The following is a 15,446-nucleotide window of genomic DNA, read 5'->3' as shown; positions in this document are numbered from 1 at the left end:
TTGTGGGCGGCGGAGGCGACACCATGGACCTTCGTCGCGTCGTGCGATCGGGGTGCGGCTGTTCGTAAGGATCTGCGCCCTGGGCCAGCACAAGTGCCGGTCCAGCGCGGGATCGGCTCGCGTTGGACACGTCTGGCGATGCTGATAGGCCCCCTCATCCGGCCGGTGCCCATCAATCTTGGCATCGGTAGGCCGGGGACCGTCAATGGGATACGGATCTTCGTCGGAGACGGGTTTGCGCGCAGTCAGAGAGCCATCTATACCCGGCAGGGTTATAGATCTGGAATGAAATGCCATCTATAGATGGTCGACGCGGGGGTTGCCCCTCGGAAGCCTCGTTCAGGTGTCCGAATCCGCCGTCGAGAGAGCTCGCGGTTGTTTTGGGACAGCGGTTGGCCGCGCTTCGTCAGGCCAAGGGACTCAGCCAAGAGGAAGTCGCGCACGCCGCCGGGATCAGTCGCCAGCATTATCAGTTACTGGAGAATGGTTGGGGTGTGCGCAGTACGAAAGCGCCGGCGAATCCGAGATTGTCGACGTTGATCGCTTTGAGCCGGGTGCTCGGCACTACCGTACCTGATCTTGTGGACGAGATGTTCGGGCGGAACGCGAGCTGATTCCGGGCATATAACCTCCGCTGCGATGCCCCACGGTGATTCCGACCGGGTCCTCGCGCATGTCGACCGGAGTCATCGGCGGTCCAATGGCTTCGGGCATCGACGACGAGAGCGACGTGCGCACCACCAGAGCCCGCACCTGCACGGTCAAGAACAACCGAGCCCTGACAGGCACTGGGGCAACGGGTTTCGGTGGAGGACCCCGAGGCGTTGCGTCGCGCGGGTCAGCGCGACATAGAGATCGGACCACCCGCGCGGGGAGTCCAACAGATGGTCGGGATCGATGAGCAGAACGGAATCGTATTCGAGGCCTTTCGTTTCAGAAGCAGGAGTGGCGCCCGGAATATCGGGCGGCCCGATGATTATGCTCGTCCCTTCACGAGCGCCTTCGGCTACGATGAATTCTTCTATAGCGGAGGTAATTTCGTCCTCCGTGACGAAGCGGGCCCACGGTTGTACGCCGCTGGCACGCACGGAATCGGGTGGCACGATATCCGGCGCGAATTCGGCGAGCACCGCCGCGGCAACGGCCATGATCTCGGCGGGCGTGCGGTAATTGACGGCGAGGGAACGATAGAGCCAGCGGCCGGGAACATAGCGGTCCAGCATGTCGCCCCACGCAATGGCGCCGGCGGCGGAACGGCGCTGGGCGAGATCACCGACCACGGTGAACGAATGGCTGGGGCAGCGGCGCATCAGCACGCGCCAGTCCATAGCGGAGAGCTCCTGCGCCTCGTCGACCACCACGTGCCGGTAGGTCCAATCCCGGTCGGCGGCAGCGCGTTCCGCGACGTCGCGGCTGTCGCGTTCGAGGAAGCGCTCCGCCAGATCGTCGCCGAAGAGCATGTCCTGGGCGAAGAGATGGTCCTCGTCATCCATCATGTCCTCGCGGTTGACCATGAGATCCAGCACGCCCGCGGCGTATTCGGCTTCGGCCTTGCGGGTCCGCTCGGCCTCGTCCTCGGTGGGACCGGTGGGGCCGAGCAGATCGACCAGCTCGTCCAGCAGCGGCACATCGGACGCCGTCCAGGCCGAACCCTCCGCACGCCACAGCGCCTCGTCGGCACCGGCCGCGCGCAACCGTTCCCGTGAGGAAAACAGCTCGGACAGCAGGGTTTCCGGCGTCGACACCGGCCAGAGCCGGTCGAGCGCGGCGGTGAACTCGTCGTGCTCGGCGACTTCGGCGACCAGATCCTCGCGCAGTTGCTCCCAGGCCTCCTTGTCGTCCCTGGTGAGCCACCCGCGGCCGATCCGTCCGATCGCCCGTTCGGTGAGCACGTAGGTGATGATCTCGGTGAATACCGCCCGCGCCTCGTTGTGCGGCCGGCCACCGGCGCGCGCCTCCTCCCTGGCCCATTCCGCGGTGGCGGCGTCGATCCGCACCGTGACGTCCTTCAGGTCGATGATCACCGGCTGGTCGGGCAGGCGCTGGAGGTCGGCCACCGCCGCCGCCAGCACGTCCAGGATTCGCAGGGAACCCTTGAGACGCGCGACTTCCGGGGCGTCCTCGGCGGTGACGCCCAGTCCGGGCACCAGCTCGCCGGTGGTTGTGAACACGACGTTCGTCTCGCCCAGCGAGGGCAGTACACGCGAAATATGTTTCAGGAAAGCGGGATTGGGTCCCACCACGAGAACGCCGTTGCGTTCCAAGCGTTCCCGCTGCGTGTAGAGCAGGTAGGCGACGCGGTGCAGCGCCACAACGGTTTTGCCGGTTCCGGGACCACCCTCGATCACCACGACGCCGGCGTGGTCCAGCCGGATGATCTCGTCCTGCTCGGCCTGGATGGTGGCGACGATATCGCGCATCTCCTCGCCGCGCGGTGCGTTCACCGCGGCGAGCAGGGCCGCGTCACCGTGCTCGTCGTCACCGGGGCGCCCCAGCACCTCGTCGGTGAAGTCGACCAATCTGCGCCCGCGCGTGTGGAATTGGCGCCGCCTGCGCATGTTCTCCGGATGCGCGGCGGTCGCTGTGTAGAACGGCCGCGCGGCCGGGGCGCGCCAATCGAGCAGCAGCGGTTCGAATTCGTTGTCCTCGTCGAAGATTCCGATCCGCCCGATGTAGGAACGTTCGCCCGACAGTGCGTCCAGCCTGCCGAAGCACAACCCGTTGTCGGCGATGTCCAGCCGCCGCACCTCCCGCGCCGAAGCCCGCACTTCGACGTCGCGATCCACCAGCGTGCCGCCGTCACCGCGCAACGCCGCGCGATACCTGTCCTTCGCCCGCGCGCGTTCCGCGTCGAGCCTGCCGTACAGCCCAGCCAAATAGTCTTGTTCGGAACGTAATTCGTCGCTCGTCATGAGTCCTATCCGATCGCGGTTCACGCGTTCACCAAGTCATTCCGCCGGATCGCGTCGACCAGCAGGTCGGCCGCCACGGCCGCCCCGCCGGCACGCATCGATCCCGCGACAGCACGAGCTCGGGCTTCCGAGGCCAGAGCGATTTCCACGGCGGCCGAAAGTGACTCGACCGTTGGCTCCGAACCCTCATGTTCCGCACCGATGCCCAAGTCCACCACCCGGCCCGCCCAGTACGGCTGGTCCACGACTTGCGGCACGAGCACCTGCGGAGCGCCCGCGCGGGCGGCGGCGGTGGTGGTCCCCGCCCCACCGTGATGGACGACGGCGGCGACCCGCTCGAACAGTGCCTGCTGGTTGACCTCGCCCACCACGAAGCAGTCGTCGCGGTCATCGATCGACTCCAGACCGGCCCACCCGCGCGAGAGGATCACCCGGCGGCCCAGCCCGCGGATCGCCTCGACGGCGACCCGGGCGGTGTCCGTCGCGGCGAGCATGGGGATGCTGCCGAAGCTCACGAACACCGGCGGCACCTCGACCCGAGTCAGCAGATCGGCGAAGTCCGGCGGCGCGCACACTGCTACCCGCACACCGCGCTCCCGCAACCGCACCGCGAGCGCGGCCATCGGTTCCACGTCCCCGCGCGACCCGTAGGTCGACAACACAACACGCACGATCGCCACTCCCTATTTCCGCAGTTCAGGAACTCAGGACGACGATTGTGCGGCATCACCCGGGCCTTGCCGCAAGCCCCGGGGTGCGCTATATGTTGAAGGTGGAAGGGAGTGGAGACCCTCTCCGATTCACCCGTTCGGGACGTGAATTCACTCGGTGCGCGATGGCACGATTCTGCTGCTCGGACCGAAAACCACTGGGCCGGAATGCATTTCGGCTACCGGGGCCGACGTCCACCGTGCGTACAGATCGGTACGCTGATTTCCCGGTACCCTCGGCACGTCGGAGGCGCGGACCGGGAAGGACCTCGGGTGGGGAACAAGACCACGCTGATCGGTTTCATGACGCTGCCGTGGAGGGCGGCCGTCGTGATCGGGGCGGCGGTGTTCGTGACGTCGATGCTCAGGGCCGGCTTGGCGCTGATGGATCGAATGGACCCGTCGAGCATGCTGGCCCCATTGTTGATCCCGGCGAGCCTGATGTTGGGCATACTCCTGTGGCCGCTGGTGCTCGAACTCGCGTGGATCGCCCGGCGAGAATTCCTGCGTCGTGCCGGCACGGCGGTCGACGGGTCGGTGGTGAGCAGGAGCATTCGTCGCTTGCGGCGCGCCACCGGATACCGGTACGAGGTGAAATTCGAAGTGGCACTGCGTCATCCACGGACCGATGCGGATCAGCGACTGGCGAAGACGTTCGTTTTCCCGCGATTCTTCGAGAAGCGGGCGCAGTCGTTGCACGACCGGTTTCCGGAGGGCGCCCGGGTGCCGCTGCTGGTACGCGCGAATTACGGGGCGTTCGATGTTTACGAACGCCCCGTGTGGGTCGACATCTGGTGAGCCGACCCACCGCCCCTCAGCGAGCGTCGAGGATTTCGGTGGCGGCGCGGCGGCCGGAGCGGATCGCGCCGTCCATGTAGCCGCTCCATTCCTGGGCGGTTTCCGCGCCGGCCCAGTGGATGCGGCCGGCGGGGGTGGACAGCGCCTTTCCGTATTGGGTCCACACGCCGGCGCCGAGGCGGCCGCCGTAGCAGCCGCGCGTGAATTCTTCTGCCATCCAATCCTGTTCGAGGATGTCGAAGGGTTCGGCGGCCCGGGGACCGAAGTATTTGACCAGGGTGGTGACGATGAGTTCGCGGCGCTGATCGGCGGACAATTCGGCGGCGGCCCTGGCGTGCGCGCCTTCGAGGAATCCGACGAGCACGCCGCAGGAACCATCGGGCGGGGAATTGTCGAGCACGAGGTTGAACGCGTCGTCCACGCTGAGCACGAAACCGTTCAGCCCGTCCTCGCGCCAGAACGGCGTGGGATAGCCGACCTGTACCTTGATCACCGACCCGGCGGGAATCTGCTGGGTGAGACCGTCGCGGGAGGCGGGCAGCGGCGGCAGGTAGCGGATGCGTCCGGCGAGCGTGGCCGGGATCGCGACCACCACCCGGTCGGCGGTGACCGACCCCGCGGCGCCGGCGGCGGCGTCCTCGTAGAGCACGGTGACGCCGTCGGCGTCCTGCTTGATCGTGCGCACCACCTCGCCGAGGCGCACCCGGTCGCCCAGATCCTCGGCCAGCCGCTCCGAGATCCGGTGCGCGCCGCCCACCACCCGGCGCTCCTGCGCGCCGCCGGTGGTGGACAGCAGCGTCGCGAAGTTGGTGCCCGAACGCACGTAGCCGAGGAAGTGCAGCAGCGAGAGCTCCGGGCTCTCCGCGGAGAACAGGGCGGGGACCAGATGCCGGAAGAACCGCAGCGCCACGGTGTCGGAGGTGTTGGCGGCCAACCAGGCGTCGAGGGTCTGCCGGTCGAGTTCGGCCGCGTTCTCGGCCTGCCAGGGCGCCGAGGGCGGGATCGTGGCGGCGAGGGTTTCGATCTTCTCCCACAGCGCGCCCACCTCGGCGAGCGTTTCGGGCGGCAGGCCGAACGTCACGTCGGAGTAGCGGATCGCGCGCCCGTCGAGGAACGTGATCGAGTCGCCCGTGTCGTAGGTGGGGAAGGTCTCCAGGCCGAGTTCCTCGATCAACGCGAGCACCACGTCCTGGGTCGGGCCCACCCATTGGCCGCCCAGTTCGACGGGCACGCCGTTGCTCAGGAACCCGCCGTGGTTGCGGCCCGCCACCCGGTCGCGCGCCTCCAACACCCGCACCGATTTCCCGGCCGCGACCAGCTCACGGGCGGCGGACAACCCGGCGAGCCCGGCTCCGACGACAACCACATCCACGTCCGCCACGGCGGTACCTCCGAACCAATTCGGTCGTATGACTGAATTCAGAGTAAGCCACGCCACACCGTCGCCACAAGGGCAGGCGGAGAACAGCCGGGTCAGCTCGCCGGCCGGACCCCCGCGAGGGTGACGAGCATGTCGGCGATCGCCTCCACATCCCCGGCCGAGCGCGCCGGATCCGGATTCACCACGTGCTGCATGATCAGCCCGTCGATATTGGCCACGACCACGCGGGCGAGCCGGTCGAACGGCACCGCGCACGTCTCACCGGCCCGGTGCGCGGCCTCCCGCGACCACTCCGTCACGACCTCGGTGTAGCGCTCGTACTGCCGGCGCGCGAGCCACTCCAAGCCCGGGGTGCGCAGCGCATGGGTGACCAGTTCGACCTGCAACAGCTGCAGTTGGCTCTGCTCGTCGACCAGTTCGTTCCAGAAGGTGCGCAGTCCGTGGCGGATCGCGTTCGCCAGGCCGTGTTCGGTGTCGGCGGTGCGCCGCAGGACGTCGGCGATCTCGTCCACCACGTCCTCGATCACCGCTTGCAGCAGGCCCTGTTTGGAGGGGAAGACGTACTGGAGCGTGCCGAGGGGGATGCCCGCCTCGGTCGCCACCGCGCGCATCGTGGTGCGGCCCACGCCTTCCCGGATGAGCACGGCGCGCGCGGCCGCCACCGCCTGCTTGGTTCGCAGCGCGGACTCGACGTACGGCATCGCATCTCCCATCTCCGGCGCGCCCGACCCGGCCACGGTCGCCGTAGCCAGGCTTATCACACCCACTGTGCCCGACCGGTCCGCGGAATCGGTTATCCACAGCGCCACCGGGTATCCACAGAAGTGGCGGCGAGGGGCTTTCCGGCGCGGACGTTTCACTACGCTCGGCCGCAGGTGCCACGACATTCCGAGCAGGGGAGATCGAATCATGGCCGCTCCGCGAGTGCTCACGCGTGTAGCCCTTTGGCCCGCAGCGGTTTCAGCGTGCGCTCTGTTGCTTCTGGCGGTGGGCTGCGGCGGCGGGTCCACCGGCGAGGCGACGCCGACGGCGGGCGCGTCCGCCACCCACACCCGCGCAGTCCGAGGTCGTGATCGGGGAGGCGCCGGGCAGCCCGCGGGCGGCGACGGTGCTGCACCCCTGGCTGGACGACGTGCTGGCCGGCGATGTGAAGGCGCTCGCCGTGAAGTGCTGGACGCAGCCGCCCGCCGAGATGGAGAGCCGGTACGGCGACGCCGACGCGATCCGCGACGCGGTCACCCGGCCGGGCGTGCTCATCCAGTTCGGCGCGCAGTGGCGGGGCGACGAGGTGACGGTGCACCTGCGCCCGGCCGAACTCGACTCGGAGTGCGGCTGCCCCGACGTGTATCGCGACGAGGACGGCGTCTCTGACGAGAAGGCCCGCTACACCGTGGTCCGCTATCTCAGCCGCCACCTGGACCGGCCCGTGAATCCCGCCGACACCGAAAGCGCCTACCCGCTGCTGTGCTTCAACGCCGAACCGCCCGATCTCGCCGAGGTGGCGGAGTTCGAGGTCGGATCGTTGCAGGTCGCGCGGCACACGCCGGCCGCCGCGACGGTGTCGGGCCCGGTCGAGACACCGTCGGCTGACGAAGGTCGCGACCTTCACCCTCGATCACGGACCGAACGGGTTCTGCATCGAGGATGCACACGTCTCGTGACCGCACACCTGGCACACCTCCCGCAAACACCCCATCCGTAACACTCACCGCCTGGTTTCCGACCTCCCCCATGACACTTGGCCCGTCGGGGGGCCCGTCCGTCCATCTGTCAGTCATCGGAATGGGGATCAGGACATGGCTCTTCGCGAGTTCTTCGCGCGACATCGGATAGCCACCGCCGTCGCCGCACCCGCTGTCCTCGGAGTGGCGGCGATCGTCGCCGCCTCCTGGGGTCTCAGTTCGGCTCCGCGCACCGCGGACACGCAGCTCACCACCTCGGTCACGGAATGCCGTGACATGGTGACGATCTCGGTGGCGGGCCGCAACGACACCCCCGTCGAGGGGACCACGCGGATGCTGGTCGACGCGAACGGCAACCCGCTGCCCGCCGCCATGGCGGGCGACCACAACAGCCGCTGGGTGGACCCGGTGGTCAACGCGCCCGCCGACGACGTGGACCCCGGCTCCTACGCCGCGGTCTACATCGCCTACCCGGCGAACATGGCCACCTACGAGGACGCCGTGAACAAGGGCGTCGAGAACACCCGGCAGGTGATGCGGGAGATCTCGGCGGCCTGCCCCGACACCAAGTTCGCCATCGTCGGCTACAGCGAGGGCGCCGACGTGGTGCGCCGCGTCGCGATGGAGGTCGGCAACGGCGAACCGGACGCCGACGGCACCTACGAGGTGGTGAACCCGGACAACGTGGTGGGCGTGGTCATCCTCGCCGACGCGGGCCGCTCCTCGGGCGACGGGCCGTTCCCCGGTTCGGAGGACCCGCACCGCAACCCCGACGGGTTCGACCAGGCGTACCAGAACGGCTCGAACCCGGTGCCCGGCCAGGGCGCGCTGCCGGGGACCAGCGGCGACTTCGGCAAGCTGAACGGCAAGGTCGCCTCGTTCTGCTCCGACGGCGACCTCACCTGCTCGGCGCCGGAGAACATCTCGCTGCTGCAACTGGTCGTGAACGTGGGCAGGCAGATCAACGTCGACGCGCTCGAACGCGAGGGGCTGACCCCGGCGACCGGCCAGGATGTGGCCGTCACGCTGGGCCGCATCGCGCTGGCCGCGTTCGCCGACATCGCCGCCCAGGACAACTGGATGGCCAGCGACGAGACCTTCCTCGAGGTGCTGCTGCGGGTCTCCGATCCCGAGTACAAGCCGGGGGAGCAGCCGAAGGAACAGCCCGCGGCCGACGCCATCGCGGCCGATGACATGTCGCCGCTGGCGTACCTGCCGCAGAAGATCTTCAACGAGATCATCGGGCTCATCGTGACCAACCAGAACACCATCCCGGTCATCCTGAGCGACCCGTACAAGCAGACGCTGGGCCCCGACCACGAGGGCCACCACTTCGACTACTGGCGCGACGCCGACCCCGACAACGGCAGGCCGCTGACCTCGGCGGAGTACGCCGCGGCGTGGCTGACCCACCTGGCCAAGCAGGCGCAGGCGGGCAAGGAGGTCGACAAGAGCACCAAGCCCGACTCCTCGGATGTGGCCGCGGTGTTCGAGGCGGCGGCCGCCACCTCGGAGCAGCCCGCTCCGGATACCACGCAGAGCGCGACCCCGACGACCACCACCACGACAACAACGACCAGTGGTGAGCCCACGACGACCACGCCGGAGTCGACCACCGCGACCCCGTCCGAATCGTCCACCACCACGACCACTCCCGAGGTGACGCGGACGACGACCTCGGCCCCGTCCGAGATCGCGGACCCGGTCACCACCACCCCGCCCACCACGACGACGACCACCACGTCGGAATCGGCGGCGCCGACCACGACCGAGTCGACGACCACCACCACGGCACCGGCTCAGCGCTGAGCCGACCCGAGACCGCCCCGCCGGGATTCCGGCCGGGCGGTCTCGCCGTTTCCGGGCCGGCCCGTTCGGCGCTGCCCACCCTGGCAGGCAATCCGGCGGACCGTGCTGGGCTTTCCACTCACCGGTGGTTGCCCGACCAGCCCCACCCCGACAACGCCTACGCTGCCCGCATGGGGAACATCTCTGCGGACGAAGTCGGGGCCGCTTACGACGAAGTGGCCGAGTTGTACACCGATATGGCCCGGGACATCATGGCGGCCAAGACATTCGACCGGGCGATGCTCGACGCGTTCGCGGAGCTGGTGCCCGGCGGGCCGGTGGTGGAGCTGGGGTGCGGGCCCGGCCGGATCGCCGCCTACCTCGCGGCGCGCGGGCTCGACATCTGCGGCACCGACATCTCGGCGCGCATGATCGAGGTGGCGCGGCGCGAGTACCCGGGGTTGCGCTTCGAGGTGGGTTCGCTGGCGGAACCGCCCGCGGCGCCGGGCACGCTAGCCGGCATCGTCGCCTGGTATTCGCTCATTCACACGGCACCGCCGCAGGTTCCCGACATCCTGGACGGATTCCACCGCGCCCTGCGGCCCGGCGGCTACCTGCTGCTGGCATTCCAGGGCGCCGACGACGGGGTGGTGGAGTTCGACCACCGGGTGGCGCGCGCCTACCGCTGGTCACCCGATCGGCTCGGCGAACTGGCGCGGGACGCGGGGTTCACCGTCAAGACCAGGATGGTGTGCGCGCCCGATCCGGACGACCGCTTCGATCAGGGTTATCTGCTCGCCGTAAAACCTCCGGAGTCGGCCGGATCCACGCCGGGGACAACTCCTAGCGGGTAGTTTTGGTGCACCACACAGAATTGGCCACGGGTCGCACCCGGAGCCGGTAAGTTTGGTACAGCCGCGCAGGATCACCCCGGCGCGGCCGTTGCGGCGACAGCGAGGTCGGCAGTCCAGTACCCGCCAGTTCACTCCGTCGTCAGGGGGCGACACATCATGAAACTCATCGCACCGATCGATGCCATTTTCCTACTGGCCGAATCCCGCGAACACCCGATGCATGTGGGATCGCTGCAACTGTTCGAACCGCCGGAGGACGCGGGCCCCGATTTCGCGGCGCAGACCCATCGGATGCTGTTGTCCTGCAACGAGATACATCCGACGTTCCGCAAGCGCCCGGCCACCGCGCTCGGCTCGCCGCAGCTGGCCTGGACCCTGGCGGACGACGTCGACACCGACTATCACGTGCGCCGGGTCGCGCTGCCCGGGCCGGGCACCCAGGACCAGCTGGTCGACCTGATCTCGGGCTTGCACGGCACGTTGCTCGACCGGCACCGGCCGCTGTGGGAGGTGCACGTGATCGAGGGCCTGCGCGACGGCCGGTTCGCGATCTACTCCAAGATGCACCACGGCCTGATCGACGGCGTCTCGGCGCAGCGCCTGGTGCAGCGCACCCTCACCGAGGACCCGAACGCGACCGAACCGCGCATCCCGTGGAATCTGCCGCGCTCGGGGCGCCGCCGCGAACGCGAGGCGGGCGGCGGATTGCTCGGCGCCGCAAAGACTCTCGCGCAGGCAGCCGGTGGCGTGCCCGGACTGCTGCGCGCCGCGCGCACGGCACTGGTCGAGCAGCAGGCCACGCTGCCGTTCGCGGCCCCGCGCACGATGCTCAACGTCCCGATCGGCGGCGCGCGGCGCACGGCGGTGCGCTCGTGGCCGATGGAACGCATCAAGCAGGTGCGCAAGGCGACCGGCACCACCGTCAACGACGTGGTGCTGGCCATGTCGGCGGGCGCGCTGCGCACCTACCTCGCCGAACACGACGCGCTGCCCGACAAGCCGCTGGTCGCCATGGTGCCGATGTCGCTGCGCTCGCCCGACGACACCGCGACCGACGGCGTGAAAGTCGGTGCGCTGCTGTGCAATCTGGGCACCGACCTGGCCGACCCGCTGGCGCGGCTGCGGGTGGTGAGCGAGTCGATGCGCAGCAGCAAGCAGGTGTACGACGGATTGTCGCCGTTGCAGTCGATGGCGCTGTCGGGGTTGATGGTCTCGCCGATCGCGCTGAATCTGATCCCCGCGCTCATCCCGTGGACCACGCCGCCGTTCAACGTGGTGATCTCCAACGTGCCCGGCCCCCGCGAGCAGATGTACTGGAACGGCGCGCGGCTGGACGCGAACTTCCCGCTGTCCATCCCGTTCGACGGGCAGGCCGTGAACATCACGCTCACCACCAACGGCGGCAATCTCGACTTCGGCCTGGTGGGCTGCCGGCGCACGGTGAGCGATCTGCACCGCATCCTCGATCACCTCGAGACCGCGCTGGCCGAGCTGGAAGCCGCCGTCTGATCTGACTCCCCCGCGCACTATTGCCGGAAAACTAGAACGTGTTACTGTCGAGGTGACCGCCGGAGCCGACCGGGGACACCCCGCGCCACGATGGGGCGAGAATCGTGGTCAAGGGACGATTCGGCCGGCTCCGGCGGCGACAGCTCGCGCCGGGACCTGCGCGAGCACCATGCAACCCGTTCTACAACGAGAGCGGCCCGCGCCGAACCCTCACCGCCCGGCAGGAGACAGCATCCGATGCGTACCGAAATCTGCGACCGGCTGGGGATCGAATTCCCCATCTTCGCCTTCACCCACTGCCGCGATGTGGCGGCTGCGGTCAGCAACGCCGGCGGGCTCGGTGTGCTCGGCGCGGTGGGCTTCACCGCCGAACAGCTCGAGGTGGAGCTGGCCTGGCTCGACGAGCACGTGCACGGCGTCTACGGCGTCGACCTGGTGATCCCGTCCAAGTACGAGGGCAAGGGCATCGACGACCTCACCCCCGAACAGCTGGAAGCCAAACTGGCCGAACTGGTTCCGCAGGGCCACCGCGATTTCGCGGAGAAGATCCTGGCCGACCACGGCGTGCCGCCGCTGCCCGAGGGCGAACACCACAACCAGCTGCTCGGCTGGACCGCCACCACGGTCGCCCCGCAAATCGAGGTGATCCTGCGCCACCCCAAGGCCAAGCTGGTGGCCAACGCGCTGGGCACCCCGCCCGACGATGTGATCGCCCAGATCCAGGGCTCGGGCCGGCTGATCGGCGCGCTGTGCGGTTCGGTCAAGCACGCGCTCAAGCACAAGGCGGCGGGCCTGGACTTCGTGGTGTGCCAGGGCACCGAGGGCGGCGGGCACTGCGGCGAGGTCTCCTCGATCGTGTTGTGGCCGCAGGTGATCGACGCCGTGGGCGAGCTGCCGGTGCTGGCCGCGGGCGGCATCGGCGACGGCCGCCAGGTCGCGGCGGCCATGGCGATGGGCGCGGCGGGCGCGTGGACCGGTTCGCTGTGGCTGACCGTCGAGGAGGCCAATGTGCCGCCCGCGCAGATGCAGAGCTACATCGACGCCACCAGTCACGACACCGTGCGCTCGCGCGCGTGGACCGGCAAGCCCGCCCGGATGCTGCGCAACGACTGGACCGAGGCGTGGGAGTCGGCCGACAACCCCGATCCGCTGCCGATGCCGCTGCAGATGATGGTCGCGCTCGACGGCGTCAAGCGCGGCCACCGCTATCCCGAGGCCGCCAAGGACGTGAACTTCAACCCGGTGGGCCAGATCGTCGGGATGATGAACAAGGTCGAACGCTCGGCCGATGTGATGGCCCGGCTGGTCCAGGAGTACGTGGACGCCTGCGAGCGGCTGAACAAGCTCAACAGCTGAGCGCCGCTCAGCCGCCGAAGCGGATCTCGGTCTTCTTCAGCACCGGATCGGTGACCCCGCCCGAGCAGGCCAGCTGGTCGGCGTCCCAACCGGCCAGCTGGGAACCGGCGGCGTAGACCGACTGGAAGAACTCGAGTGCCGCGCCGACCGGGTCGTCGGCGCGGCGCGCCTCGTCGTAGGCGTAGTACGCGGCGTGCCCGGAACCCGACGTCACCCAGCGCGCGCCGGCCGGGCTCAGGGCGCGCCCGGTGAGCCCTTCGGGTTCGGGCGCGACGTAGGAGTAGAAGGTGGGTTCGGGCACGTTGTCGTCGCCGAACCAGAAGCCCGCGCTGATCACTTCTCGCGAATACGCCTCGCGGGTCACCGAATCCACCGACGCGGGCATCTCGATGTGGCGCGGTGAGAAGCGCTGCACGGCGATGTCGAAGGTGTGCCAGAAGACCTGGACGGGGCTGATCTTGCCGGAGTAGGTGGCGCTGAACTCCTCGAGGATCCGGCCCACCTGGCTCTGCACGCGGAACGCGGCGAGCGCCTGCTGCGGGTCGTAGCTCGCGTGTTCGGTGTCCTGTTCGAACGGGCGGTCGGCGTCGGGCAGGTCGAAGGGGTGCGGGTTGGGGATCACCACGTGGATGTCGAGGGCGCTGAGCGCGGCGAGCACGTCCTCGTAGAACTCGGCGACGGATTTGCCGGGCAGGTCCACCCGCACCTGCGCGCCGTCGTCGGTGGCGACGATCAGCGCGTGATCGAAGAAATCGAACGCGCAGGTGAACACGGGCCCGCTGCGGGCGGTGCCGAGCGGGACCGTGGTCCAGCCGCGCGCGGTGAGCCGGAAGGTCATATGCCACCAGTGATTGCGGCGGATGCCCTTGGCGAGGGCGACCTTGCCGACGACCTGGGCGAAGCGGTGCAGCGTCTCCTTGGTGGAGCGCCACGGCGCGAGGGGGAGGGCGGGCAGCGGTTCGACTGGCGCGGTCATACCGGCCACGGTACGGCCATCGTCGGCGTGGGCGTCGGCGAATCGCGGGCGCGCCCGCACGGCGTCGTGTGCGTCGATGCCCACGATCGACGTGCCCCGAGGGAGCGAGCCGCGTGCGACTCGCTTCCCTTACCGCAGGTGAGAGCGTCGCAGGTCAGGCGGTGGCGGCGTGCGCCTGCGCGGCGGGCAGGCCGCCGAGCAACTCCTCGAACTTCGCGACGACCTTCGCGTGGTACATGCCGAACAGGTCCTCGAACAGCGCGAGCTGCGCCTCCGACGGACCGGACCCGGATTCCCACACCGCCACCAGCGCGCGCCACACCAGCACGTGCAGGTCGGCGGCGCCCGCGAAGTAGGCCTCGATCGCCTCGGGCACCTCGAGCACCATCTCGCCGATGGAGTTGAGGATGGCGCGCTGCATGCTCAGCCCGAGCGCGGTGAGCAGCCCGCGCACCAGCGCGACCTCGAGCGCGAGGATCTGGCGGTAATCCGGAACCTCCAGCCGCGCAAGCCTTTCCAGCTCGTCGATGGCGGCCTTGAGTTCGGCCGGATCGATCGTTTGCTCGCTCGCGGTGTAGGCCAGCAGCGCCTCCATCACGATGCCGCGCTCCACGTCCACGATGTCGTGGAACATCTCGATCGCCACGTCCGGCATCGGCACCGAGAATCGGAAGAGGTGGCGGTACACGTCGATGCCGCCCGCCTCGCGCACGTCGCGAATGGTGAAACCTTTACCGCGCCGCGCCTCGACGAATCCGTACGATTCCAGCCGACCCAGGGTCAGCTGTGCCGTCGCGCGATTCATATCGAATTCTTCCGCGACCTGACGGACCGACGGCATCAAATCCCCCGGCTGATATTCCCCCGCGGCAACGCGGCGCGCCAGTTCGTCGGCGACGTCGGCGACTACCGTTTGGGACCCCATCGGATGCCACCTTTCGACTCTGTACACAATACGTCCCAGACAGTCTAAGCCCTCACCCGGCGCTCCGCACCCGGGTCGCGGCGATCCGCCCGCAGTGTGACTTGTCTCATGGGTCGGCGGCGACCGGCGTTGGTACCGATGATAATTCGACGTGGACTTTCGTTATCACGGGTAACACTCGCGGCGGGGCGGGCGGGTGCGCGCGAACCTCGGGAACCGGGACGGCCGGGGCCCGCCAGGGGGCGCGGGGCCGTCACCCGCGCGGACCGGGGCTCAGTCGGGGCTCGAGTCGGGGTGGGGTGTCGCGTCGCGAGTGGGGGAATGGTGATGCCACTACCGGCAATTTGCTGGCAACACGTGTGCAGTCGGTGCGGCGGCGTCAATTCGAGGCGCGCGGAGCAGCCCGCTGAATTTCGGTTCGCGGTATTTTTCGCTGCCGCGACGGCAACCCGTCCGGATGGAAAGAATGGGCCACGGAATGCTCGAGTGGCCGCATTTCCTCGGCGCTCCGGTATCGCACCGCCGATGGCGTTCGCGCACAAGAACATTCGCTCG

General features: G+C 68.9%; 13 protein-coding genes. 7 read left to right on the top strand and 6 right to left on the bottom strand.

Annotated features, from left to right (window positions below; translation table 11 throughout):
- The first annotated feature begins 290 nt into the window (after positions 1-290).
- Positions 291-614 (top strand): helix-turn-helix domain-containing protein, encoded by a 324-nt coding sequence (locus OHB21_RS08375; protein ID WP_195125037.1) that lies wholly within the window; start codon positions 291-293, stop codon positions 612-614.
- 147 nt (positions 615-761) lie between these two features.
- On the opposite strand, the gene helR is transcribed toward OHB21_RS08375, so the two are convergent.
- Together helR and OHB21_RS08365 are read right to left on the bottom strand one after the other, a co-directional pair.
- The gene (gene helR, locus OHB21_RS08370) at positions 762-2,912 is read right to left on the bottom strand and encodes an RNA polymerase recycling motor ATPase HelR (RefSeq protein ID WP_195125036.1); all 2,151 of its coding nucleotides are present in this window, start codon (positions 2,910-2,912) and stop codon (positions 762-764) included.
- A gap of 20 nt (positions 2,913-2,932) precedes the next feature.
- Entirely contained in the window at positions 2,933-3,574 is a 642-nt protein-coding gene (locus tag OHB21_RS08365) for a glycosyltransferase (protein WP_267898906.1), read from the bottom strand.
- Positions 3,575-3,895: 321 nt separating this feature from the next.
- Between OHB21_RS08365 and OHB21_RS08360 the strand changes: the two genes are divergently transcribed.
- Entirely contained in the window at positions 3,896-4,420 is a 525-nt protein-coding gene (locus tag OHB21_RS08360) for a hypothetical protein (RefSeq protein WP_084537286.1), read from the top strand.
- Positions 4,421-4,436: 16 nt separating this feature from the next.
- On the opposite strand, the gene OHB21_RS08355 is transcribed toward OHB21_RS08360, so the two are convergent.
- Positions 4,437-5,801, bottom strand: coding sequence for a flavin monoamine oxidase family protein (locus OHB21_RS08355; RefSeq protein WP_067503071.1), 1,365 nt, complete (start codon positions 5,799-5,801; stop codon positions 4,437-4,439).
- Between the two features lie 92 nt (positions 5,802-5,893).
- Entirely contained in the window at positions 5,894-6,502 is a 609-nt protein-coding gene (locus tag OHB21_RS08350) for a TetR/AcrR family transcriptional regulator (RefSeq protein WP_067503068.1), read from the bottom strand.
- 368 nt (positions 6,503-6,870) lie between these two features.
- Here OHB21_RS08350 and OHB21_RS08345 point away from each other — a divergent pair, with 368 nt between their 5' ends.
- From OHB21_RS08345 to OHB21_RS08325, 5 genes are all read left to right on the top strand, one after another.
- A complete protein-coding gene (locus OHB21_RS08345; RefSeq protein WP_195125034.1) occupies positions 6,871-7,503 on the top strand; it encodes a hypothetical protein in 633 nt (210 codons plus the stop codon).
- A gap of 94 nt (positions 7,504-7,597) precedes the next feature.
- Entirely contained in the window at positions 7,598-9,292 is a 1,695-nt protein-coding gene (locus tag OHB21_RS08340; protein WP_067503062.1) for a cutinase family protein, read from the top strand.
- 170 nt (positions 9,293-9,462) lie between these two features.
- On the top strand, positions 9,463-10,125 hold the full coding sequence (locus OHB21_RS08335; RefSeq protein WP_067503059.1) for a class I SAM-dependent DNA methyltransferase: 663 nt from the start codon (positions 9,463-9,465) through the stop codon (positions 10,123-10,125).
- Between the two features lie 156 nt (positions 10,126-10,281).
- Positions 10,282-11,634 (top strand): WS/DGAT/MGAT family O-acyltransferase, encoded by a 1,353-nt coding sequence (locus OHB21_RS08330; protein ID WP_067503056.1) that lies wholly within the window; start codon positions 10,282-10,284, stop codon positions 11,632-11,634.
- 237 nt (positions 11,635-11,871) lie between these two features.
- The gene (locus OHB21_RS08325) at positions 11,872-12,990 is read left to right on the top strand and encodes an NAD(P)H-dependent flavin oxidoreductase (protein WP_067503052.1); all 1,119 of its coding nucleotides are present in this window, start codon (positions 11,872-11,874) and stop codon (positions 12,988-12,990) included.
- Positions 12,991-12,997: 7 nt separating this feature from the next.
- Here the strand turns inward: OHB21_RS08325 and OHB21_RS08320 are convergent, their stop codons facing one another.
- Together OHB21_RS08320 and OHB21_RS08315 are read right to left on the bottom strand one after the other, a co-directional pair.
- Positions 12,998-13,966 carry a DUF5996 family protein gene (locus OHB21_RS08320; protein ID WP_067503376.1) on the bottom strand — a complete coding sequence of 323 codons (969 nt, stop codon included), beginning with the start codon at positions 13,964-13,966 and terminating at the stop codon, positions 12,998-13,000.
- 154 nt (positions 13,967-14,120) lie between these two features.
- Positions 14,121-14,891, bottom strand: coding sequence for a FadR/GntR family transcriptional regulator (locus tag OHB21_RS08315; RefSeq protein ID WP_067503050.1), 771 nt, complete (start codon positions 14,889-14,891; stop codon positions 14,121-14,123).
- Between the last annotated feature and the right edge of the window lie 555 nt (positions 14,892-15,446).

The organism is Nocardia puris, from assembly GCF_036051655.1.
GTDB lineage: Bacteria > Actinomycetota > Actinomycetes > Mycobacteriales > Mycobacteriaceae > Nocardia > Nocardia puris.
Note: the sequence above shows the minus strand (reverse complement) of the source record. Positions and strands in the feature narration are given on the sequence as shown.